This is a genomic window from Massilia sp. 05N420, from assembly GCF_056397205.1.
In genome coordinates this window covers 1-22,483 of sequence record NZ_JBFTMX010000012.1, presented here as the reverse complement: position 1 = coordinate 22,483, position 22,483 = coordinate 1, and the positions used below count along the sequence as shown (strand labels likewise).

Here is a 22,483-nt window from a genome sequence, read left to right as displayed (position 1 = left end):
ATTGAAGCAACCATGAAAAAAGTACATCCGGAATTCGCTTTCCAGTCGCGCGAACTGGAAGGCCAGATCGAAGGCACGCTGGGCGATCCGCCGAATCGCAAGAACTACGACATGATGGTGCAGGCCCTGGTGTCGGAATACGCCAACGGCGACGGCCTGGACGACGTCAACATGATGGCCTTCGCCCTGGTCGACCGCATCCGCTTCACGGATCCGAAGGGCCTGATCCGCGAAGCCATCGATTACGAAGGCGACGATCCGGCGAAAGTCTTTGCCATGGCCAATTGCGACGGCGCCGACGGTAACGACGAGGAAGGCAAGGCCATGTACGCCGCAATCTGCGAGAACCATCCGGAACTGGCGCGCCAGGCCATCGTCACCGCCTTCCTGTACAAGAACCAGGCGCGCTGGGAAGACGACGACCAGTCGCTCGACCAGCTGGCGAAGGACGACGAGGGCGACGACGAGCTGGATGAAACCGCCGCCGGCGACGATTTCACGCAGATCTTCGACCCGGAGGGTGAGCGCGAATGAGCGACGAATCTAAATCCAACGAATCCAAATCCAACCTGCCGGCACTGACCCGGCAGGTCAATGAACTGGTGCTGGCCGGCTCCCTGCAGCACGCCGAGGAAGCCCTGTCCAAGGCCGCCGACGAGCACGGCGACTATGCCGTGGCCGAGGTGCTGTCGACCCTGCCGCCGCAGGTGACGGCCCTGCACCTGGCCGGCTTCGACGGCGCCAAGACTTCGGTGGCGACCCTGCTGGTGCCGCCGAAGGCCTGGGCCGAGAGCCTGGCCTACCTGGCCGCCACCTGGCCGGACGACATGATCGAGGACGATCCCGAGCGTATCGCCGAGAACCTGTTCAACCATATCCACGGCGTGGTCTACGCCACCGACGACGAGGACCGCCGCCACGAGCTGCTGAGCGAGGCCTCCAGCTCCGACTGGGGCGCGACCGCCTTCGCCATCGTGTGGTCGCTGGCGCCGAAGGAGATCCTCGAGGTGGCCGGCGAGATCAACAGCCGCGGCCGCTACGTGACCGGCCAGACGACTTCCGACAGCGACATCGTGCCGCTGGCGATCGACCTGGCCAAGGCCAGCGAGGACGGCTGGGAACGTTCGCTGCTGGAGCTGTTCCCGGAATACCGCAATACCGCCGACCTGGCCGACGTCGAGCTGCCGGACGACCCCGACGAGGAGTCGGAATTCCAGCATCGCGGCACCCGCGAACTGCTGCACCGCCTGCGCAAGCAGGTGCCGTCGGTGCGCGGCACGCCCAAGCGCAGCTCCCGCCGCAGCATGGGCACGGACATCTTCTCGTGAGCGGAGCCATCGCAAGCATGCTGCCGGCAATCGTTATCGAGAAGCTGCCACGCCTGATCCGCGCGATCAGGCACCTGGCGGAGACCGCCACGCCCGACGAAGCGGTGGGCCTGGCCGACGAACTGGCCGGGATCACCGCGATGGTGGCCGAGAAGTTCACCAATGACCGCACCGCCGAAGGCATCCAGCGCGCGCAGCTCCTGACCGTCGGCGGAATGTCGCTGGGCCTGGAGTACCTGCTGGAAGAGGAAACCGACGACGAAGTCGGCGACAAGGCCGCGGCCGGCATCCTGATCTCGGAAGGCGCGGAGCTGGTGTTCCAGCAGGGCTTCCGTTTGATTCGCGAACTGGCCGCGCTGCCGGAGGACAGCCTGGTGGGCGAGTACGACACCGACCCGGTGTACGCCCAGCGCCGCCTGAAGGAGCTGTTCGTCGACATCTGCACCGCCGATCCGGGCGAGACCTGGTCGGGCTACGAGCGCTACCAGGGCCAGCTCAAGCAGCGCCAGGGCGTGCAGGCGATCGTGCGCGCGGCCCAGTGGCTGCGCCGCCATCACTACGAAGGCCCGGTCAAGGATCCGGACCTGAACGCCGAGGGCGTGATCGCGCTGGCGATCGTGTTCGGCATCGAGGGAGGCGGGCGGATCGTGGCGCGCACCGGCCAGAAGGAATTCGAGCGCTTCGTGAAGGCGGTGCGCAAGAACAAGCCGGACTTCGATACCGGCTGGGTCCAGCTGCTGGAGAATATTCCGGCGCCGCACCACGCCATCATCGCCGAGCGCATCGCCCTGTACCGCAACAGCGACATCATTCGCGACATCGGCGGCAGCACGCCGCTCAAGCAGCTGTTCGTCGAGCTGGAAAACTTTGCCGGTTCCGAGATCGACGCCGAGTACCCGTGATGTTTGCGTAGGGTGGGCACGGCGTGCTCACCCTATATAAGTCCTGGATTCGGCAAATATCTATTCTGAGGCAGCAGGAAGCGGCTTCCTGATGCTCAAATCCGGCGAATTTATTGCCGGGTTCGCCAGCTCATCCATGCCGTTCGTGCGCCACGCTCCGGTCAACAGGGCTACCATGCAGCTCTCTTTCGTCAACAAAGCAAGGAGATCGACATGTTGCAAGCACGCGAAATCCAGCAGCGCTTTTCCCACATCCAGCAAACCATCAAGGACGCCGAGCAGGCCTGCCGTTCGCACGACGCTCCCGAGGACCTGAAGGACTGTATCGAGAAAATGGCCCGCGAATCCCAGCAGGCCCAGCAGGTGATGCAATCGAGCGACCAGCAGCGCATGGTCGAAGCCGTCGACAACCTCGAATCGATGGGCGACGAGGCGAAGCGCATCAGCCGCTCGGCATCGAGCATGTCGCCGGAGCTGGAGACGGCGGTCACCAAGGTGCACGCCGAACTCTCTAATCTAAAGCACCAGCTACATTAAAGAACCTTCTTCTCCCTCAGGGCGGTGATCTCCTCGCCGCTCTTGCCCAGGATCTCGGCCAGCACCTCCTCGGTATGCTGGCCGAGCAGCGGGGGCGCCTTGGCGCTGGTGGAAGGCAGCGCGGACATCCGCATCGGGCTGCGCACCAGCTTCACCTCACCCGCGGTCGGGTGCGGCAGGGTCATCTCGATGCCGCGCGCCTTCACCTGCTCGTTCGCGAATACCTCGTCCAGGTTGTTGATCGGCCCGCAGGGCACGCCCACGTCTTCCAGCATCGCGATCCATTCGTCGCGCCCGCGCTCCTTCACCATATCGGCCAGCAGCGGAACGAGGATGTCGCGGTTCTTCACGCGCTGGGGATTGGTGGCGAAGCGTTCGTCGAGCGCCAGCTCGGGGCGGCCGCCGGCCTGCACGAACTTCTGGTACTGGCCGTCGTTGCCGGCGGCGACGATGATGTGGCCGTCCGCGCAGGCGAAGGTCTGGTAGGGCACGATGTTGGCGTGGGCATTGCCCCAGCGCTTGGGACGCTTGCCGCTGTTCAGGTAGTTGCTGCCGACGTTGGCCAGCATCGCCACCTGGGTGTCGAGCAGGGACATGTCGATGTACTGGCCTTCCCCGGTGCGGTCGCGGTGGGTCAGGGCCGCCAGCACGGCGATGGTCGCGTACATGCCGGTCATCAGGTCGGTCAGGGCCACGCCGGCCTTCTGCGGACCGCCGCCCGGCAGCTCGTCGCGCTCGCCGGTGACGGACATCAGGCCGCCCATGCCCTGGATCAGGAAGTCATAGCCGGCGCGGTGCGCATAGGGGCCGTCCTGGCCGAAGCCGGTGATCGAGCAGTACACGATGTCCGGCTTGAGCGCCTTCAGCGACTCGTAATCCAGGCCATAGCGCTTCAACTGGCCGACCTTGAAGTTCTCCAGCACGACGTCGCAGTGGCGCACCAGTTCGCGCAGCAGGGCCTGGCCGTCCGGACTGGCGATATCGACCGTCACCGAACGCTTGCCGCGGTTCGCCGACAGGTAGTAGGCAGCCTCGCCGGTCGGCTTGCCGTCAGGCCCCGGCGCATACGGCGGACCCCAGGCGCGGGTATCGTCGCCGCTGTCCGGGCGCTCGATCTTGATCACGTCGGCGCCGAGGTCGGCCAGGTTCTGCGAGCACCAGGGGCCGGCCAGCACGCGCGAAAGGTCGAGCACGCGGATGTGGTTCAATGCTGCCATTCTGTCTCCAATGGATGGGTAATTATCGAAGGGATTATATCGGGCGCTAGGCGGCGCTGCCGGGCGCGGTCAGGGCCTGGGCGAACTGGTCGCGCTCGCGGTCGACGATGCCGTCCACCACACGCTCGTCCAGCCCCATCGCTTCCAGCACGAAGGCGGACAGCTGCAGGCTGGCTTCCAGCGTCTCCGGCACCACCACGCTGGCGCCGGCCAGCTTGAGGGCGCGCGCATGCCGCTCGTCGCGCGAGCGGGCGAACAGGCGCGCGTGCGGGAACTCGCGCCGGATCCCGCGCACCGCCTGCAGCGCCGACGAGGGGTGGTCCATGGTCAGCACGATGGCCGGCGCTTCGTCCGCGTGCACGCGGCGCAGCAGTTCGGGGCGGGCGGCATTCCCGAAATACACCGGAATGCCCTCGGCATGCAGCTTCGACACCAGCTTGGCGTCGTTCTCGAAAGCCACGTAGGGAATGTGCTGGCTGGCGAGCAGCTTGGCCAGCTGCTGGCCGACGCGGCCGAAGCCGGCGATGACCACGCGGCCGCGCGCCTCTTCCAGCCCGCCTTCCATGTGCCGCGCCTCGAGCTCGCGCGCCTGGCTTTCGGCACGCTCGCCGATCGTGCGCCCGATCCGCGCCAGCAGYGGCGTCAGGAACAGCGACAGGCCCACCGCCAGCATCACGCGGCCGCCCAGGCTGGCGTCGAGCAGGCGGCTGCTGACCGCGTAGCCGATCACGATGAAGGCGAATTCGCCGCCCTGGCCCAGCAGCAGGCCGCCTTCGAGCGCGCGGCCCCAGGGCAGGCCGCCGATCCGCATCAGGGAAGCGATCACGCCGGCCTTGATCAGCACCAGGATCAGCACCGCGCAGGCCAGCCACAGCGGCGCGTGGACGATCTGCAGCGGGTCCATGTTCATCCCGACCGTCATGAAGAACAGGCCCATGAGCAGGCCCTTGAAGGGCTCGACCATCAGCTCGACCTCGTGCTTGAACTCGGTCTCCGCCAGCAGCAGGCCCGCGATCAGGGCGCCCAGCGCCATCGACAGGCCGGCCATCGACGACAGGCCGGCGATGCCGAAGGTCGACAGCAGGATCAGGGCCATGAACACGTCCGGCTGGCGGTGGCGGGCAAAGGCGCGGAACAGCGGATGGACGACCCGTCCGCCGATCAGGTAGATCAGGGCGATCGCCACGGCCGCCTTGCCCATCGCCAGCAGCGCCAGCACAGTCACGCTGTCGCCGGGCGCATGGCCGCCGAGGGCGCCGATCAGGATCAGGATCGGCACCACGGCCAGGTCCTGCAGCATCAGCACCGCGAAGGCGGCCTGGCCCAGCGGCGTGCCGGTGGTCTGGCGCTCGCTCAGCAACTGCATCACGACCGCGGTGGAGGACAGCGACAGCACCAGGCCGAGCACCAGCGACGTCTCGATGCGTTGGCCCAGCAGCAGGAACACGGCGCCGCCCAGCAGCAGGGCGCACAGCAGGACCTGGGACGTGCCGGCGCCGAACACCCAGCGCCGCATCGCCCACAGGCGCGCCGCTGACAGCTCCAGGCCGATCATGAACATCAGGAACAGCACCCCGAGTTCGGCCAGCATGGCGACGTCCTCGTTGTTGGGGAAGGTGAACCAGGCCAGCCAGGGCAGGTCCTGGGCCAGGCGGCCCAGGCCGAAGGGCCCGAACAGGGCGCCGACCGCCAGGAAGCCCAGCACCTGGTTGATGCGCAGGCGCTGTAATAGCGGGATCAGGATGCCGGCGAGACTGAGGAACAGCAGGATTTCCCGCAGAAAGGGAAAGGGGTGTTGCTCTTGCACGGAATACGGCCTTTCACGAAGACGATCCGGGACATTGTATAACGCGTGTTCATGTTGCCGGCAAAACCATTACTTGCCACTTTGCCAGCATTCTTCGTACACTGCGTCATCTATTCCGATCATTCGACCATGGCATCCAGACTCGAACGCAAATGGTGGTTTGCCGCCCCGGTGGCGGTGGTGGCGGTACTGCTGACCCAGTATGTAATGAATGCCGCCGGGATTGCCCACCCCTACAATTTTTCCCAATGGCTGCTGTACTTCCTGTGCTTCGCAGGCTTGCAGCGCGGCTTTTCGTTTGCCGGCTGGCTGCTCGTGCTGTGCCTGTCGCCGGCGAGCGAAGTGCGGGAACGCACAAGGTAAGCGAACATGCCTTATCCGGACTACGAATCGAGCGCGGAAGCGGAAGTATCGAAGGCATTGCGCCACGACGCCTTGAAAGCCCGTTTGCATCGCAGGAGGCCCTCGAAGGCGCTGATCGCAGCTGCGGCGGCGGGTGCGCTGCTGCCCAGGTGGCTTGACCTGCCTCCCGTTTCCGCAAGTATCGTGAGCGGGCTGCTGGCGGCGGCGATATTCATGCTTTTCGAGCGGCTGATCAGGCGGCAACGATGAAATTCGACGCCATGGCCGAAAAACCGTCCAGCCTGCTTTTCCTCCCCGGCGCCCTCGGCCGCACCGAATTCTGGCACCCCGTCGCGGATCTGCTGACGCATCCGGCGCAAAAGCGGCACCTGGGCTGGCCCGGCTTCGGCGGCGTACCGCCGGATCCGGCCGTCCACGGCATCGACGACCTCGTCACCAGGGTACTCGGGCACATCGACCGGCCCAGCGCCCTGATCGCGCAATCGATGGGTGGCGTGGTCGCCATGCTTGCCGCGCTGCGCAGGCCGGAACTGATCACCCACCTGGTGCTGTCGGTGACCTCGGGCGGAATGCGCATGGACGAGCTCGGGGCACAGGACTGGCGCCCGGCGACCCGGGCCGCGCATCCCGGTCTGCCGGACTGGTTCGCCGGCTACCACGAGGATCTGACGCCGAAACTGCCGGCGCTGCGGATTCCTACCCTGCTGCTGTGGGGCGACGCCGACCCGATCAGCCCCGTCCGGGCCGGCGAGCGCCTGGCGTCCGTGTTGCCGCTGGCGGAGCTGCACGTCATTCCGGGCGGCGAACACGATGTCGCCGCCACCCATGCGGGCGTGGTCGCGCCCCTCATCAACCGACACCTGTCGAGGTAAACATGGCGCTGGCCCGGATCGTCTTCGCTCTCCTGATCGCCGTGACGCAAGCGGCAAGCGCCAGCGGCGACGGCAAGCAGGACAGGGAAGTCCTTGTCGTTCAACTGCGGGAAGACAGCTTCCTGGGATCGCCGGACGGGCCTTCCGCGCCGCCGCATTACTCGAAGAAGCTGGAATCGATGGAAGGCGTCATCGGCAACGGCATCTATTCCTCGCCCTACCAGGGCTGGCAGATCCGTATCCCGAAAGTGGCGGACAATCCGCGCGTCCATGTCCACCAGGCGCTCATCGCGCGCAGGCCGGACGGCACCGTCATCACGAGCCATGTGCTGTTCCTGCCGGATGGCGGCTTCGGGGCGCAGGCGGTCGTGGTGACGCGCCTGCGGGACGACAGGCCCAAGAGCCGCACCGAGATCCTCGCCCGGTTCGCCCCGGGGAGCGCCGCCGAATTCGCCCAGTACGAGAAACAGGGCGTGAGCTTCAAGGCGGTCGACACCCCGCTGGGACAGGCGCTCCAGCGAACGGTCAGGAACCGTGCCTTTTCATGGCACTTTCCGTATCGCGTCATGATGGATACGGCGCAGGCCAAGGGCAGCCTCGGCGTGTCGCGCTACGTGGTGACAGGCGACTTCCTGTGCGAGTTCAGCATCATCGTCGATGGCGCCGCGGCGCCGACATTCGAGGCGCTGCAGGCGCTCGCCGAACGCGAGCTGGACGCGTTGACCGGCGGGATGCTGAAAACGCCTCAGTAGCTGACGGTCAGCTTCATGTTGAAGGGCACCACGCCGCCGCAGGGCTGGCCGCCGCATTTGCCGGGCGTGTACCCGAGCAGGCCGGCGGCGGTGCCGATCGCACGCTTGACCTCCGGATCGAGGGAGCCCATGGTGGTGACGGTCGTGACCTTGCCGTCCGCATCCACCGCCACGTACAACAGCACATCGTCGTTCAGCCGGAGGCGGCCGGCCAGCTTCGACAGCCCGGCATACAGGTCCTGCGCGCCCCTGAGCGGGTAGGGCGGATCGTCGCCCACCTCCAGCGCCGGATAGTAGGAGCGCACGAAGCGCTGCTGGTCCGGCGTCAGTTCGGCGAAACCCCGGTCCAGCGGCAGCGGTCCATGCGCCACCTTGTCCGGGATATGCGAGCCGACAGGGGCATTGCTGGATGACAGGGAATAGTTGGCGGAGGTCGTGGCACGCGACGGCAGTTCCGGCTTCACGTCGACCCTCAGGCCGTTTTCGAAGCGCACCTCGGCGCGGCGGCCGCTGCCGGCGAAGGTCATCGTGCCCTTGCCGTGGCGCCGGCCGTTCTTCCATTCGCCCTCGTAGGCGCCGCCGAGCATGTAGCTCATCTTGCCGGTGCCGTCGGGCTTGCCGTCCTTCCATTCGCCCTGGTAGCGGTCGCCCTTCGGGAACAGGCCCTCGGCAACGCCGGTGCGATGGCCCATGCGGACCTCGCCCTCGTACTGCATGCCGTCGGCATCCTTGAAATAGCCCTTGCCGTCGGGGACGCCATTGGTGACGGTGCCGATGTAGGTGCCGCCGTCGGGCATCTTGAGCTGGACTTCGCCCGGCGCCATTGCCGGCGCGGACACCGCCTGGGCCCAGGCGTTGGTGGAACTGCCCAGGGCCAGGCCGAGGGCGAGCAGGAAAGCGGCAGACTGCACGGATGGGCTCCTTGATTCAATAGGGATTCAATAGCTTCAGAGGGTTCAGAGCAGGGTGCGCAGGTGCAGGTTGAACGGCACGACGCCCGCGCAGGGCTGACCGCCGCATTGCGCCGGCTTGTACTTGATCAGGCCGGCGCCGGCCGCGATCAGGTCCCTGAGCTTGGGATCCATGGTGGTCATGGTGGTCACCGAGGTCACATTGGCCTCCGCGTCCACCGCCACGTAGACGAGGATGTCCTCCATCAGTTCCATACGGCGGATCATCTGCACCAGCAGCTTGTACAGCTCCTTCCCGCCCTTCAGCGGATAAGGCGGCTGGTCGCCGGCATCCAGCGCCGGATAGGTGGAGCGGACCAGGCGCTGCTGGTCGGGCGTCAGCTCGTCGAAGCCCCGGTCCAGCGGCAGGGTCGAGTAGACCACCTTGTTGCGGATGTGCGAACCGGTCGGCTCGTCGCCCGACAACAGCCAGAACCTGGCGGAGGCCGTGGCGGCGGACACACGCTCCGCATCCACGTCGACCCTCTGGTCGTCCACGAAGCGGACTTCGGCGCGGCGCTCGCTGCCGGCAAAGGTCATGACGCCCTTGCCGTTCCGCTTGCCGTTCTTCCATTCGCCTTCGTACGAGCCGCCCAGCATATAGCTCATCGTGCCGATGCCGTCGGGCTTGCCGTTCTTCCACTCGCCCTGGTACATATCGCCATTCGAGAAACGGGCCTTGGCGATGCCATTGATGATGGGGCCGTTGTAGCTGCCGCGGGCGGGCATCCTGAGCTGGATTTCGGGCTGGTTCGGCGTGTTCGACGCCGCGAGAGCGGCGCCGCACGGCATCGCAAGCCCCAGCAGGGCGGACAGGAAAACTGCGGACCTCATGGACGGGCTCCTTACGAGTTCGGATGCATTAATTTTCAATTAACTTGTTACTTCCAGTCAATAAAAAAATTGCAACGTAGTAAAGCCGCGTCCTTACAGCCGGCATCGGGATCAGGAGGCCTGGACCGCCTCCGGTGGCGTCACTTCCATCTGGCGATGTTCGCCGGCCAGAGGCTGGCGGGTTTCCATCGACCTGATCAGCTCCTCCATCTCCGGATCGCCCTGCCGGCGCAGCTCGAGGTAGCGGGCCAGCGCATTGTCCAGCGCCGGCAGCAGGATGCCGCGTTCGCTGGTCATTGCCGTGTAGGCCGGGCGGGCAGCGACGAAGCCGCAGTCCGCGGACGGCTTCGCTTCCAGGCGGCTGGCGTCCACGCCGGCGGCCAGGGCCGCCTTCGCGGCCAGTTCGGCCCAGGTGACGCCGCCGGCGTTGGCCAGGTGCCAGATTCCGGCCTCGAAGTCGATGGCGAGATCCAGGCAGGCGTGCACCAGGTCCGGCACATAGGTCGGCGAGACCGTCATGTCGCTGGCGGCCGTGAAGGCCTCGCCGCGCTCGAGCGCCTGCAGGGCCAGGGTGACGAAGTTGTGCCGGTCCCAGGGGCCGAAGAAGGCGGAGGTGCGTACCACCAGGGCGCCGGGATGCTTGTCCAGCACGCGCTGTTCGGCCTCGGCCTTGCTGCGGCCGTACACGTTCAGCGGCGACACCGTACTGCTCTCGGCATAGGGGGCGTCCTGGCGGCCGTCGAACACCAGGTCGCTGGAGAAGGTGGTCAGGTGGACGCCGTGGCGGGCGCAGGCGGCGGCCAGGATCGCCGGACCGATCGCGTTCTCGCGCATGCAGCGCTCGACGTCGTTCTCGGCCTCGTCGACGCGCACATAGCCGGCGGTATTGATCACCGCCCACGGCCGGTGATGGGCCAGCGCGCGCTCGACCGAGTCGGGGTCGGTGATGTCCATGTCCTGGCGCGACAGCAGGCGGAAGGCCAGGTGGCGCTTGCGGCAGAGATGGGCGAAGGCGCGCCCCAGGGTGCCGCTGGCGCCGGTGATCAGGATCGGGCGGCTGCCTTTTCCGACCAGGGTATGGCCGTCGGCCGTGATCGAGGTGACGGCGGCCGGGGTCGCCACCGGCGGGCACAGGAAGCGGCCTGCACGGCGCCACCAGCCCTGGCCGCGCAGCACCGGGTGCGACAGCGGCTGGCCCGACGCCAGTTCGCGCATCATGCGCGCCAGCGCGGTCGGGCGCGGCTCGGGCGAACGGACGTCGAAGGGACCGGGCTCGTAATAGCCGCGGTTCTGCGTGACCAGGCTGTTCCAGTCGAAGGAGCCGAGCAGGGACCAGACCGTCACGGCGCGCAGGTCGACGCCGTTGTTGCGGACCTCCTTGGCCGCTTCCCAGATCTCCAGCAGCCAGCGCAGCTGGTCCTCGCGGTTGGCGTCGATGTGGGCTTCGGTGACGGCCAGCGGGATGCGGTAGCGGTCCCACACTTCGGCCAGCAGCGGGGCGATGCCGGCGGTCGGCGTCGCCAGCGCGCGCGAGGCTTCGATGTCGGCGCAGGGGATGCCGTCGGCGGTGCCGCGGTGGTGCTGCGGGTAGCGCTCGGGGCGGTGATCCAGCCAGCGCTCGCTGGTGACGTAGTAGTTGACGCCGATGAGGTCGGGCGGGCAGGGATTCTCGCGGAACCACAGGAAATCCTCGGCCGGGATGCCGGTCCGCAGCAGATAGTTCCACAGGGCGTGGTCGGGGCCGACCATGCCGCACAGCAGGTCCCAGGCCAGCCAGCGGCGTTCGTTGTAGAACTCGGCCACGTGGGCCAGCTCCGGCGTGCTGTAGGTCTTGCCGAGGTCGTCCGTCTGGACCAGTTTGGCGTTCGGGTTGACGGCGCGGATCGCGCGCATCGACAGCACCACCGCGCGGCACTGGACCAGCAGGGCCTGGATGAAAGTGCGGTCGTCGCGGCCGTGCGGATACCAGACGCCGTAGAGGCCGGCGAAGCGGGCGGTGGTGCAGGGTTCGTTGACCGGGGTGTAGTACTCCAGCCAGGGGTAGCGCGCGGCCACGGCACCGGCATATTCGGCGAGCTGCTCGGCAAAGGCCGGGTCGACCAGGCTGGTATGGCGCGGGCCGCTGCCGTGGTGGACCAGGCCGGCGATCGGGGTGATGCCGGCTTCGCGCAGGGCGTTCAGGCGCTCGTCCGGCCAGCTCCAGTCGGCATGGGCGATGCCGTCCGGGGCGGTACGCTCCCAGATGATGGGATAGCGGATCGCACGGATGCCGAGGGAGGCGAAACGCTCGATGTCGGCCGGACGGGTGGCGTGGCCGTTGCGATCGAGCTGGTGGAAATAGTCATCGCGGACGCGATTGACGGTACATTCGAGACCGCCCCAGAGGGCCAAAGGGCGGTTGTGCTGGCTGTTCGTGCTCTTCGTAGAATCCATAAATCACCAATCTATTAGTTTTATTGCAACAAAAAATTCATGGAACTCCCTTCCGGTCCAGGATGTCAGGGGTATCGGTAAGCTGGCGGTTGACAGCGGTGCGGCAACCTGTAACCATGCCATCATGAATTTTTCGAATACACATTTCATTCTCGTTTCCTGGTGGCGCCGCTAAGCGCGCGCGGCCAGAGAGTTGAATGTGAATCAATGAACGCCGCCTCGATTCAAGGTGGCGTTGTCAATGGCGCGGCAGGATCGGGGCAAGGATAAAAAGGAACCCCGATGAGTCAGCAAACCCCCACCGCTACCAGCTCTGTCATCCTGACCGGCGACCGTCCCACTGGGCCGCTGCATCTCGGCCACTTCGTCGGCAGCCTGCGCAATCGCGTCACTTACCAGGATCAATATCGCCAATTCATCATGCTCGCGGACGCCCAGGCGCTCACGGACAACATGGATGACATAGGTAAGGTACACCGGAACGTGATCGAGGTGGCGCTCGATTACCTTGCCGTAGGGATCGATCCGGCCAAGTCGACCATCCTGATCCAGTCCCAGATTCCGGAACTGGCCGAGCTGACCTTCTATTACCTGAACCTGGTCACCGTCGCCCGCCTCGAGCGCAACCCGACCGTCAAGGCCGAAATCGTGCAGCGCGGCTTCGAGCGCGACATCCCGGCCGGCTTCCTGACCTACCCGGCCAGCCAGGCCGCCGACATCACCGCCTTCAAGGCCGGCATCGTACCGGTCGGCGACGACCAGATCCCGATGATCGAGCAGTGCAACGAGATCGTGCGCAAGTTCAACCGCACCTACGGCCAGGACAAGGACATCCTGGTCGAGTGCAAGGCGATCGTGCCGGAAGTCGGCCGCCTGCCGGGCACCGACGGCCGCGCCAAGATGAGCAAGTCACTGGGCAACACCATCAACCTGGGCGCCAGCGCCGACGAGATCCGCGCCGCCGTCAAGCAGGTCTACACCGACCCGCTGCACCTCAAGGTGTCGGACCCGGGCCACCTGGAGGGCAACGTCGCCTTCATCTACCTGGACGCCTTCGACACGGACAAGGAAGGCCTGGCCGAGATGAAGGCCCATTACACCCGCGGCGGCCTGGGCGACTCGATCGTCAAGAAGCGTCTCGAAGGCATCCTGCAGGAGATGCTGGCGCCGATCCGCGCCCGCCGCGAGGAATTCGCCAAGGACAAGGGCCAGGTCATGCAGATCCTGAAGGACGGCACCTTCAAGGCGCGCGAAGTGGCGGCGCAGACCATGGACGAGGTGCGCAAGGCGCTGGGCTTGTCCTATTTCTGATTCCCGCCGGTAGCGCCATCCGCTACCCCGGGTAGCGCGCGGCGGCTGCCGCGGATTCGGGTCTGGTGCGCGTTCTTCGAAAATGGCAAGCTGCGAGGGTTGCCATCCTTAAAAGAGAACTCCGCCATGAACAAAGGCCTGCGCCTGACCGAAACCTGGATGCACCGTGCCCTGTGGCTGGTGGCCGTCATCTTTGCCGGCTTCCTGATCGGCCTCGGCGGCAAGCTGATCGACAACCTGGGCGGGCTCGACCCGGCGCCGACCGCGCAGGCCATGCTGGAGCCGGCCGCGGCGGCGCAGATCAGGACGGAAATCGACCGTGCGGCCAAAGTGCGCGAGGAAGCCGGGCGCGCGCTCGACCAGGCCGAGCAGAAGCATGAGGTCGCCCAAGCCAACACGCGCAGCGCGCGCGAGACTTTCCACAACTGGCTCGCCACCCGCCATGCCACCGTGCGGCCGGACCAGGATGCCGAGCTGATAGCACGTACCCGCGCGCTGGACGGCCTGGCGCAGGACGAACGGACGGCGCTGGCCGCGGTGGAAGCCCAGCGCCAGGTCCGGCTGGATGCGGCCCAGGCCGAGCAGAAGGCGCGGCAAGATTATGCGGCGCTGCTGGAACCGGCCGAGAAGCAGGCCGAGCAGGCCGCGCGCCGCGCCGAGCTGCACGTCTTCCTGTACCGCCTGGCGCTGACCCTGCCGCTGCTGCTGCTTGCCGGCTGGCTATTCCGGCACAAGCGCAACAGCACCTACTGGCCCTTCGCCTGGGGCTTCATCTTCTTTGCCCTGTTCGCCTTCTTCTTCGAGCTGGTGCCCTACCTGCCCAGCTATGGCGGCTATGTGCGCTACATCGTCGGCATCCTGCTGACGGTAGTCTGCGGCCGCTACGCGATCCGCTGGCTGCAGGCCTACCTGGCGCGCCAGAGGGCGATCGAGGCCATGCCGGAACAGCAGCGCAAGACCGGCATGCGCTACGACCTCGTGATGGGGCGCATCGGCAAGGGCCTGTGCCCGTCCTGCGAGCGGCCCGCCAACTACAAGGACGAGACCCTGGCGCATTGCCCGCATTGCGGCTTCCGGTTGTTCGACCGCTGCCCGGTGTGCACGGTGCGCAAGAATGCCTTGATGCGCTTCTGCTTTTCCTGCGGAACGCCGGCGAATACCAGCCTGGCCGATTGAGTTCAGCCGCCGTTGAACTGGCGTCCGTCGATCGGGATGTCGAGGGTGAAGGTGGTGCCGGCCTGTTCCGAACTGTCGAGCACCACGGTGCCGCCGTGGCGCTTGGCGACTTCCTGGACGAAGGGCAGGCCGATGCCCCAGCCGATCTTGTCGGACTGTTCGCCGCGGTTCAGGTATTCGAAGATGTCCTTGCGCCTGTCGTCGGGGATCGGGTTGCCGCAGTTGTGGACCGAGATGACGACGCGGCCGTGGGTCTGGGCGACCTTCACGCTCACTGCCTTTCCGTCGCCGTACTTGGCCGCGTTCAGGGCCAGGTTTTCGAGGGCGCGCCGCAGCGCGCTTTCGTTCCACCAGCCGGTCACGGCTTCGCCGCTCACCTCGCAGTGCGCCGAAGTCGTGTCGTTGACGTGTTCGCCCACCTTCCGCGCCAGCGCCAGGGCATCCACCTGGGCCAGGGGCAGGGCGGCGGTGTGGGGCGCCGGCTGGACGATGGCGTCGAGCTGCTCCTGGATCATCGTTTCCAGGCGTAGGCCGTTGTCCAGGATCTTCCGGGCGATCTTGTCCGACTGGCCCGGACTGGTCGCCAGCAGCAGTTCCGCGCCGGAGACGATGACGGACAGCGGGCTGCGCATGTCGTGCGTGAGCGAGGCGGCGACCCGTTCGCGGAAGGTCCGCTGCAGGGCCGTGAATTCTTCGATGGCGTCGCGGATCGCCTGGTCGAAGGAGGAGCGGATGATGCGGGCTTCCTCGCCGCTGAACTTGATGCCGTGCTGTTCGGCGACCTCGAACAGGACGTCGCGCAGCAGCTGGTATTCGTGGACGATCTCGACGGCCTTGTATTCGGTCGTGCGCGCCCGCTCGCTGCCGTGTCCGGTGGCGGCGGTCGAATCGCTGGCCCCGTTTGCGCGCTCGAATCCCGGGCTGAGCGCTTCCGCGATGTTCCCGTAGAACAAGGGGAGGGTATCCAGCAGCACGGGATGGCTGACTTCATCCGCGCCGAGGATCAGGCTGCGCACACGTTTTTCCCATTCGGCAAAAACATCGTCGCGGATGGCCAGGACTTTCCTGGATTGCTCGGATAAGTTCTTGGTGCTGGACTGTTGATTGGTCGAAAGCATCATCAAAAAGGGCCGGACCGGTGCGCGCTGCGCGTCCCGGCCCGGCGTCGTCGTTAGCCCTGCAGATCGGCCGGCACCTTGCCGCCGTTCTGCGCCAGCTTGGTCATGACCTGCTTGTGCAGCCAGATGTTCATGGTGGCCGAGTCGTTGGTGTCGCCGGTGTAGTTCAGCTCGGCCGCCAGTTCCTTGCGCGCCTGCAGGCTGCTGTCCAGGTTCAGCAGCTTCAGCAGATCGACGATCGAGGTGCGCCAGTTCAGCTGCTGGCCCGACTGCTTCTGCATGTTGGTCAGGATCTCCTCGACGTCCACCTGCTGGTCCAGGGTGGAAGCCGGAGCGGCTGCGGCCCCGGTGGTGCCGGTGGTCTGCGCCGGCGCGGCCTGTGGCTGCTGGGCCGGCGCCTGCTGGGCCGGCGGCGGCACGTTCTGCTGGCCGCCGGGGGCGCCGGCCTGGGTGGCTGCCGGATGGTGGGACGGGAAGATCTTGTGGAAGATGTCGCCTAGGATACCCATGTAATTCTCCTTTGTTTAATGACGTTGCATGCCTTGCGCCATATGGCCCAGCGCGATCGCCAGCGCGGCGCCGCCCAGGGCTTTTACCAGGGTCGGATGTTGCGAATAGAAATTGCCCATCTGGTCGACGATGCCTGGATTCTGCTGTTCCGCGTGGGCGGCGATTTCCTGCACCTGCTGGGGCGAGAGCTGGGAAGCCTGTTCCGGCGTCACGCTGGTCTGGCCGCCGCCGAGGATATTGCCGAGCGCGCCGCCGGCCACCGACGACAGCAGGGACGGGCCGACGCTGGAGAGCAACTGGTTCAGCATGCCGGCGCGCTGGTCCGGGTTGCTGTTGCCGAACAGCTGGCCGACCATTTGCGGGAAGGGCGGCGTCTGGTCCGAGCGCAGCGCCTGGGTCACGCCGCGCGCCACCTCTTCCTGCGGCGCCTGTTGCGCGACGCGGTCGAAGTCGTCCTCGGCCTGCGCATGGTTGGCGTTGGCGCCGCCGCCCAGGTATTGCTGCAGCAGGTTGCCTAGATCGAATCCCATGATTTCCTCCGGTGTTGAGACAGTCGAAAATGGAGGGTAGGCGCTTCGGCCGGATTTCTCCGTACGTTCATTAACGGACAGTGCGGACAGCCCGGACAAACCGGGGCTTTCGCCAGGAGGGGCATGCTCTCTATAATTGTGTAATTACAACAGCAAGATAGACCAAGAGATCATGCGCTTCAGCACAACCCTGGCGGCCATCGTGGCCATCGCCGCCGCCTTCGCCGGCATGCCGCCTGCCGCCCAGGCGGCGTCCGTCGCCCAGGCCGGCAGCGCGGCCATCCGGGCCGGCGAACACCAGACCGTCGTCAACGGCGTGCGCCTGTGGTACAAGGTCGCCGGCCAGGGGAGCGCTGCGCCGCTGCTGTTCCTGCACGGCGGCCCCGGCTACAACAGCTACAGCTTCGAGGTCCAGGCCGGCAAGGCCCTGGAAGGGAAGCTCAGGATCATCTACCTGGACCAGCGCGGTAGCGGCCGTTCCGAGCGTCCCTGGACCGGCGCCTATTCCCTGCCGATCATGGTCGAGGACATCGAAGCCCTGCGCAAGCAGCTCGGCGTGCCGAAGCTGGCGCTGATGGGCCATTCCTTCGGCGGCGCCCTGGCGCTCGAGTACGCCGCCGCCTATCCCCAGCACGTCGACAGGCTGGTGCTGGTCAGCGCGGCGTCGAGCATTCCCGACGCCTGCGCCGCCCGCGTCGCCTTCCTGACGCAGCGCTATCCGGCCGACCTGCGGAAGGCGCGCGCCGCCGCCGCCGAACGCAAGGAAGCGCCGGACGAGTGCTTCTTCGCCTTCAACTCGGTGGCCGACGATATCCGCGAGCGCGTCAACGACGAGACCATGTTCCCGGATATGAAACGGGTGGCCGAGCAGCGCGACGTCGATGCGAAGAGCGGCCTGCGCAATACCGGCGAACTGGGCGGCGCCCTGTGGAACAGCGGCTTCCTGTCCTACCGCTTCACCCGCTTCGACCGCCTGACCATGCCGGTGCTGGTATTGGCAGGCGAAGAGGATCATGCGATCGGCCTGCCGGCCCAGCGCTCGCTCGCCAAGGCGTTGCCGAAGGCGAAGCTGGTCGAGTACGCCGGCGCCGGCCACTTTCCCTATCTGGACGTGTCGCAGCGTTTCAACAACGACGTGGTGGGCTTCCTGAAGTCCGCCAACTAAGGCCCTTTCCGTATGGACACCATGAGCGGCGGGGCGTAAGCTGCCGTTCATGACGCCCTATCTGCCCATCCTCCTGTTCGCCGCGCTGTATGCGGGCGCGACCCTTGCCTGGCGCCTGCCGCCGGTGGTCGGCGCCGCCTATCTGGCGCTGAGCGTGGTCTGTTTCTTCAGCTATGCGCTGGACAAGTCGGCGGCGCGGCGCGGCGAGCGGCGCACCCCGGAAAGCAGGCTGCTGGTGCTGGGCCTGCTGGGCGGCTGGCCCGGCGCCCTGGTGGCCCAGCAATGGCTGCGGCACAAGACGGTCAAGCAGCCCTTCCGCCGGATGTTCTGGGGCACGGTGGCGCTCAACCTGGCGGGTTTCCTGGTCTTGTCGGCACGCGGATAGGAGAACGAAGCATGTGGCGCTACCCGAAAGTCCTGGCGCATCGCGGCGGCGGTACCCTGGCGCCGGAAAACACCTTCGCCGGCCTGAGACGCGGCATGCGCGCAGGCTTTCGCGCCATCGAATACGACGTCATGCTGGCGCGCGACGGCGTGCCCATCGTGATGCACGACCCCTGGCTGGGCCGCACCGTCGCCGGCTCCGGCAAGATCTGCGACTACGACGCGCTGGAACTGGCCGGCATGGACGCCGGTGCCTGGTTCGGCCGCGCCTACGAGGGCGAGCCGGTGCCGCTGTTCGTCGAGTTCGCGCAATACTGCAAGGTCCACGGCGTGTGGATGAACATCGAGATCAAGCCGGTGCCGGGCCACGACACCGAGACCGGCGCCACGGTCGCGCGCATGGCCGCCGCCCTGTTCGCCGAAGAGCTGGCGGCCGGACAGCTGGAACGGGCGCCGCTGCTGTCCTCGTTCAGCCAGGCGGCGCTGGAAGCCGCGCGCGAGGCGGCGCCCCGCCTGCCGCGTGCCTGCCTGATGGATGCGCTGCCGCCCGACTGGGAGCGCCGCGCCGGCGCGGTGGATGCCGTCGCCGTCCACGTCAACCACCGCCACCTTGCTCCGGGGCAGGCGGCGGAGATCAAGGCGGCCGGTTTCGGGCTGTTCTGCTACACCGTCAACGACCCGGGGCGGGCTCGGGAATTGCTGGGCTGGGGTGTGGACGCCTTTTGTACCGATCGGATCGATCTGATTGGGGCGGAGTTTGCGGCAAGCTGGAACGACCTCCCGCGACCTTGAATCCGTCGTTCCATCGTTGCTGTTGCAATTAGTGCAATCCCACCATTCGCTGCCTGCAATTCCTTCCAACAGCTACGCTATAATCATTTTCTTTATATAGCATGCTGCCCTCACACGCCCCTACGACATGAAATCCACCGAAATACGCGAAAAGTTTCTCAAGTTCTTTGAGTCCAAAGGCCACACGATCGTCCGCTCCAGCCCGCTCGTGCCGGGCAACGACCCGACGATGTTGTTGACCAACAGCGGCATGGTGCAGTTCAAGGACGTGTTCCTGGGCCTGGATAGCCGTCCGTACAAGCGCGCCACCACCGTGCAGCGCTGCGTGCGCGCCGGCGGCAAGCACAACGACCTGGAAAACGTCGGCTATACCGCGCGCCACCACACTTTCTTCGAGATGCTGGGTAACTTCAGCTTCGGCGACTACTTCAAGCGCGACGCCATCAACTTCGCCTGGGAACTGCTGACCAAGGTCTACGCGCTCCCTAGCGAGAAGCTGACCATCACCGTCTACTTCGAAGACGACGAAGCCTACGACATCTGGGCCAACGAGATCGGCGTGCCGAAAGAGCGCATCATCCGCATCGGCGACAACAAGGGCGCCCGCTACGCCTCCGACAACTTCTGGCAGATGGCCGACACCGGCCCCTGCGGCCCCTGCACCGAGATCTTCTACGACCACGGCGCCGACATCTGGGGCGGTCCTCCCGGATCAAAGGAAGAAGACGGCGACCGCTTCATCGAGATCTGGAACCTGGTGTTCATGCAGTTCAACCGCGACGAACAGGGCGTCCTGACTCCGCTGCCGAAGCCGTCGATCGACACCGGCATGGGCCTGGAGCGCCTGGCCGCCGTGCTGCAGCACGTGCACTCGAACTACGAGATCGACCTGTTTCAGCACCTGATCAAGGCCGCCGCCCGCGAAACCGGCGCTACCGACCTGGCGAACAACTCGCTCAAGGTCATCGCCGACCACATCCGCGCATCGAGTTTCCTGATCGTCGACGGCATCATCCCGAGCAGCGAAGGCCACGGCTACGTCCTGCGCCGCATCATCCGCCGCGCGCTGCGCCACGGCTACAAGCTGGGCCAGACGAAACCCTTCTTCTACAAGCTGGTCGAAGACCTCGACATCGAGATGGGCGACGCCTATCCGGAACTGCGCGACGCCAAGGCGCGCGTCATGCAGGTGCTGAAGGCCGAGGAAGAGCGTTTCGGCGAGACCCTGGAAAACGGCATGAAGATCCTGGAAGCGCAACTGGCCAGGGATCCGCGGAACCTGGACGGCGCCACCGCCTTCACCCTGTACGACACCTACGGCTTCCCGCTGGACCTGACCGCCGACATCTGCCGCGAGCGCAACGTGACGCTGGACGAGGCAGGCTTCGCCGCCGCCATGGAACAGCAGAAGAAGACCGCCCGCGCCGCCGGCAAGTTCAAGATGGCCGCCAACGTCGAGTACTCGGGCGAGAAGAACAAGTTCGTCGGCTACGAAATGCTGGTCCACAATACCCACGTGGTAGCGCTGTACGCCGACGGCGTCTCGGTGCAGGAGTTGAAGGCCGGCCAGGAAGGCATCGTGGTGCTGGACACTACCCCGTTCTACGCCGAATCCGGCGGCCAGGTGGGCGACAAGGGCGTCATCAAATCCTCGGACGGCCTGTTCGAAGTCGAGGACACCCTGAAGATCCAGGCCGACGTGTTCGGTCACCACGGCGTGCTGCGCTCCGGTTCCCTGAAGGTGGGTAACACGGTCGACGCGCAAGTGGACGAAGCCAAGCGCGCGCGCACCATCCGCAACCACTCGGCCACCCACCTGATGCACAAGGCCCTGCGCGAAGTGCTGGGTTCCCACGTCCAGCAGAAGGGCTCGCTGGTCGATCCGGACAAGACCCGCTTCGACTTCGCCCACAACGCTCCCTTGAGCGCGGAAGAAATCGCCAGGGTCGAGCAGATCGTCAACGCCGAGATCCTGCAGAACCATTCGACGAAAGCCCAGCACATGTCGATGGACGACGCCATCAAGCACGGCGCGATGGCCCTGTTCGGCGAGAAGTACGGCGATACCGTGCGCGTGCTGGACATCGGTTCCTCGAAAGAGCTGTGCGGCGGCGTGCACGTCACCCGCACCGGCGACATCGGCCTGTTCAAGATCGTCTCGGAAGGCGGCGTCGCTGCCGGCATCCGCCGCGTCGAGGCGGTGACGGGCGAGGGCGCACTGGCATGGGTGCAGGCGACCAACCGCAAGCTGCAGGAAGCCGCGGCCAGCCTGAAGACCAGCCCGGACGAACTGCCGTCGCGCATCGGCCAGGTCCAGGACCAGGTCAAGGCGCTGGAGAAGGAAGTCAACGCACTGAAGTCGAAGCTGGCCGCGGGCCAGGGCGATGAGCTGGCCGGCAAGGCCGTCGACGTCAACGGCGTGAAGGTGCTGGCCGCCACCATGGAAGGCGCGGATGTGAACGCACTGCGCGAGACCATGGACAAGCTGAAGGACAAGCTCGGGACCGCCGCCATCGTGCTGGCCTCGGTGCTGGAGGGCAAGGTCAGCCTGATCGCCGGCGTCACCAAGGACGCGACCGCCAAGGTCAAGGCCGGCGAGCTGGTCAACTTCGTCGCCCAGCAGGTGGGCGGCAAGGGCGGCGGCCGTCCGGACATGGCCCAGGCCGGCGGTACCGATGCTGCTGCGCTGCCGCAGGCACTGGCCGGCGTGGCTGGCTGGGTCGGCGAACGCGTATAAGCCAGGGTGGGCACATCGTGCCCACGCGCTCAGCATGAACGGCCGGGAAATTCCGGCCGTTGTCATTTCTGTCAATGTCTTGCCGTTGTCACAACGCAACATGGATACCAAATTTTGATGCGGCGCGTCATAATCCCGCAATTGGAGTACCATGCGGGCATCTGCCCCCTAAAACCGCAGGCAAATGATGAGCGAAACCATACTCGACACCGGCACCATCGAGGTCCAGAAGGACCTGGATGCACGTGGCTTGAACTGCCCTCTGCCGATCCTCAAGGCCAAGAAGGCCCTCGCAGAACTGGCAAGCGGCGAAGTGCTGCGCATCGTCGCGACCGACACCGGCTCGGTCCGCGACTTCCAGGCCTTCGCCAAGCAGACTGGCAATGCATTGCTGGCGCATACCCACATCAACGGCGAATTCACCTTCTGGCTGCGCCGGAAGTAAGCGCGCAAGGACGGCGCGCAGCGCTGCACGGGGCAGGGCAGGGGCAGCCTCGTGTTTTCCATATCCGACTTTTCTATCCGGCAAATCGATTTTCCTCAGAATTAGTGGCATCCTTCTAAGTAAAAAACGCACGATCGTGCTTTAATTCTGTGCTGAAGCAGTTTTGCTCTTATAATTCGGATCATTTTTAGTCAGTCACATTCCATTTTTCAAAGGCCCACTATGAAAGTCCTGGTACCCGTCAAACGCGTGGTCGACTACAACGTCAAGGTCCGCGTCAAGTCCGACGGCAGCGGTGTCGATATCGCCAACGTCAAAAT

Annotated in this window: 23 protein-coding genes and 1 pseudogene; 16 read left to right on the top strand and 8 right to left on the bottom strand. The window is 66.0% G+C overall.

Going from position 1 to position 22,483, the window contains the following annotated elements; translation table 11 throughout:
* Window positions 1-12 precede the first annotated feature (12 nt).
* The 4 genes from AC1DIX_RS09235 to AC1DIX_RS09220 all read left to right on the top strand — a co-directional run bounded on the left by AC1DIX_RS09235 (window position 13) and on the right by AC1DIX_RS09220 (window position 2,767).
* On the top strand, window positions 13-534 hold the full coding sequence (locus AC1DIX_RS09235; protein ID WP_442122596.1) for a hypothetical protein: 522 nt from the start codon (window positions 13-15) through the stop codon (window positions 532-534).
* A complete protein-coding gene (locus AC1DIX_RS09230; RefSeq protein WP_442122597.1) occupies window positions 531-1,328 on the top strand; it encodes a hypothetical protein in 798 nt (265 codons plus the stop codon). Before AC1DIX_RS09235 ends, AC1DIX_RS09230 begins: the two co-directional genes overlap by 4 nt.
* Window positions 1,329-1,345: 17 nt before the next feature.
* Window positions 1,346-2,230 (top strand): hypothetical protein, encoded by an 885-nt coding sequence (locus AC1DIX_RS09225; RefSeq protein WP_477323877.1) that lies wholly within the window; start codon window positions 1,346-1,348, stop codon window positions 2,228-2,230.
* A 213-nt stretch (window positions 2,231-2,443) separates the two neighbouring features.
* Complete coding sequence (locus tag AC1DIX_RS09220) at window positions 2,444-2,767, top strand: hypothetical protein (RefSeq protein WP_442122598.1); 324 nt, start codon at window positions 2,444-2,446, stop codon at window positions 2,765-2,767.
* Here AC1DIX_RS09220 and AC1DIX_RS09215 read toward each other — a convergent pair.
* Both AC1DIX_RS09215 and AC1DIX_RS09210 read right to left on the bottom strand, forming a co-directional pair.
* A complete protein-coding gene (locus tag AC1DIX_RS09215) occupies window positions 2,764-3,984 on the bottom strand; it encodes a CaiB/BaiF CoA transferase family protein (RefSeq protein WP_477323737.1) in 1,221 nt (406 codons plus the stop codon). The genes AC1DIX_RS09220 and AC1DIX_RS09215 overlap by 4 nt on opposite strands.
* Window positions 3,985-4,030: 46 nt before the next feature.
* Complete coding sequence (locus AC1DIX_RS09210) at window positions 4,031-5,791, bottom strand: cation:proton antiporter domain-containing protein (protein WP_477323735.1); 1,761 nt, start codon at window positions 5,789-5,791, stop codon at window positions 4,031-4,033.
* A gap of 129 nt (window positions 5,792-5,920) precedes the next feature.
* Between AC1DIX_RS09210 and AC1DIX_RS09205 the strand changes: the two genes are divergently transcribed.
* The 4 genes from AC1DIX_RS09205 to AC1DIX_RS09190 are packed head-to-tail and all read left to right on the top strand — an operon-like array spanning window position 5,921 to window position 7,778.
* Window positions 5,921-6,154, top strand: coding sequence for a hypothetical protein (locus AC1DIX_RS09205; RefSeq protein ID WP_477249670.1), 234 nt, complete (start codon window positions 5,921-5,923; stop codon window positions 6,152-6,154).
* Between the two features lie 6 nt (window positions 6,155-6,160).
* A complete protein-coding gene (locus AC1DIX_RS09200; RefSeq protein WP_477323733.1) occupies window positions 6,161-6,403 on the top strand; it encodes a hypothetical protein in 243 nt (80 codons plus the stop codon).
* Window positions 6,400-7,026: an alpha/beta fold hydrolase gene (locus tag AC1DIX_RS09195; protein WP_477323731.1), complete on the top strand. Its 627-nt coding sequence runs from the start codon at window positions 6,400-6,402 to the stop codon at window positions 7,024-7,026. Before AC1DIX_RS09200 ends, AC1DIX_RS09195 begins: the two co-directional genes overlap by 4 nt.
* Window positions 7,027-7,028: 2 nt before the next feature.
* Window positions 7,029-7,778, top strand: coding sequence for a hypothetical protein (locus tag AC1DIX_RS09190; protein ID WP_477323729.1), 750 nt, complete (start codon window positions 7,029-7,031; stop codon window positions 7,776-7,778).
* Here AC1DIX_RS09190 and AC1DIX_RS09185 read toward each other — a convergent pair.
* From AC1DIX_RS09185 to AC1DIX_RS09175, 3 genes are all read right to left on the bottom strand, one after another.
* A complete protein-coding gene (locus AC1DIX_RS09185) occupies window positions 7,772-8,689 on the bottom strand; it encodes a hypothetical protein (RefSeq protein ID WP_477323727.1) in 918 nt (305 codons plus the stop codon). The two genes, AC1DIX_RS09190 and AC1DIX_RS09185, sit on opposite strands and share 7 nt — an antisense overlap.
* A gap of 45 nt (window positions 8,690-8,734) precedes the next feature.
* On the bottom strand, window positions 8,735-9,562 hold the full coding sequence (locus AC1DIX_RS09180; protein ID WP_442122606.1) for an MORN repeat-containing protein: 828 nt from the start codon (window positions 9,560-9,562) through the stop codon (window positions 8,735-8,737).
* A gap of 111 nt (window positions 9,563-9,673) precedes the next feature.
* Entirely contained in the window at window positions 9,674-11,995 is a 2,322-nt protein-coding gene (locus tag AC1DIX_RS09175; protein WP_477323724.1) for a family 1 glycosylhydrolase, read from the bottom strand.
* A gap of 282 nt (window positions 11,996-12,277) precedes the next feature.
* Here AC1DIX_RS09175 and trpS point away from each other — a divergent pair, with 282 nt between their 5' ends.
* Window positions 12,278-13,306, top strand: a complete 1,029-nt coding sequence (gene trpS, locus AC1DIX_RS09170; protein ID WP_477323722.1) for a tryptophan--tRNA ligase — start codon at window positions 12,278-12,280, stop codon at window positions 13,304-13,306.
* A 126-nt stretch (window positions 13,307-13,432) separates the two neighbouring features.
* Window positions 13,433-14,482 (top strand): serine endopeptidase, encoded by a 1,050-nt coding sequence (locus AC1DIX_RS09165; RefSeq protein ID WP_477323720.1) that lies wholly within the window; start codon window positions 13,433-13,435, stop codon window positions 14,480-14,482.
* Window positions 14,483-14,484: 2 nt separating this feature from the next.
* On the opposite strand, the gene AC1DIX_RS09160 is transcribed toward AC1DIX_RS09165, so the two are convergent.
* The 3 genes from AC1DIX_RS09160 to AC1DIX_RS09150 are packed head-to-tail and all read right to left on the bottom strand — an operon-like array spanning window position 14,485 to window position 16,640.
* On the bottom strand, window positions 14,485-15,603 hold the full coding sequence (locus AC1DIX_RS09160; RefSeq protein ID WP_477323718.1) for a sensor histidine kinase: 1,119 nt from the start codon (window positions 15,601-15,603) through the stop codon (window positions 14,485-14,487).
* Between the two features lie 50 nt (window positions 15,604-15,653).
* Complete coding sequence (locus AC1DIX_RS09155; protein WP_477323716.1) at window positions 15,654-16,109, bottom strand: DUF3597 domain-containing protein; 456 nt, start codon at window positions 16,107-16,109, stop codon at window positions 15,654-15,656.
* A gap of 15 nt (window positions 16,110-16,124) precedes the next feature.
* On the bottom strand, window positions 16,125-16,640 hold the full coding sequence (locus AC1DIX_RS09150) for a hypothetical protein (protein ID WP_442122612.1): 516 nt from the start codon (window positions 16,638-16,640) through the stop codon (window positions 16,125-16,127).
* 172 nt (window positions 16,641-16,812) lie between these two features.
* On the opposite strand from AC1DIX_RS09150, the gene AC1DIX_RS09145 reads away from it, so the two are divergent.
* From AC1DIX_RS09145 to AC1DIX_RS09120, 6 genes and pseudogenes are all read left to right on the top strand, one after another.
* Window positions 16,813-17,805, top strand: a complete 993-nt coding sequence (locus AC1DIX_RS09145) for an alpha/beta fold hydrolase (protein WP_477323714.1) — start codon at window positions 16,813-16,815, stop codon at window positions 17,803-17,805.
* Window positions 17,806-17,854: 49 nt separating this feature from the next.
* A complete protein-coding gene (locus AC1DIX_RS09140; protein ID WP_477249648.1) occupies window positions 17,855-18,190 on the top strand; it encodes a DUF1294 domain-containing protein in 336 nt (111 codons plus the stop codon).
* Between the two features lie 11 nt (window positions 18,191-18,201).
* Window positions 18,202-18,981: a glycerophosphodiester phosphodiesterase gene (ugpQ, locus tag AC1DIX_RS09135; protein ID WP_477323712.1), complete on the top strand. Its 780-nt coding sequence runs from the start codon at window positions 18,202-18,204 to the stop codon at window positions 18,979-18,981.
* A gap of 127 nt (window positions 18,982-19,108) precedes the next feature.
* Window positions 19,109-21,718 (top strand): alanine--tRNA ligase, encoded by a 2,610-nt coding sequence (gene alaS / locus AC1DIX_RS09130; protein ID WP_477323710.1) that lies wholly within the window; start codon window positions 19,109-19,111, stop codon window positions 21,716-21,718.
* Window positions 21,719-21,935: 217 nt separating this feature from the next.
* A complete protein-coding gene (locus tag AC1DIX_RS09125) occupies window positions 21,936-22,163 on the top strand; it encodes a sulfurtransferase TusA family protein (RefSeq protein WP_036238555.1) in 228 nt (75 codons plus the stop codon).
* Window positions 22,164-22,385: 222 nt separating this feature from the next.
* A pseudogene (locus tag AC1DIX_RS09120) lies at window positions 22,386-22,483 on the top strand (electron transfer flavoprotein subunit beta/FixA family protein); the annotation flags it as partial.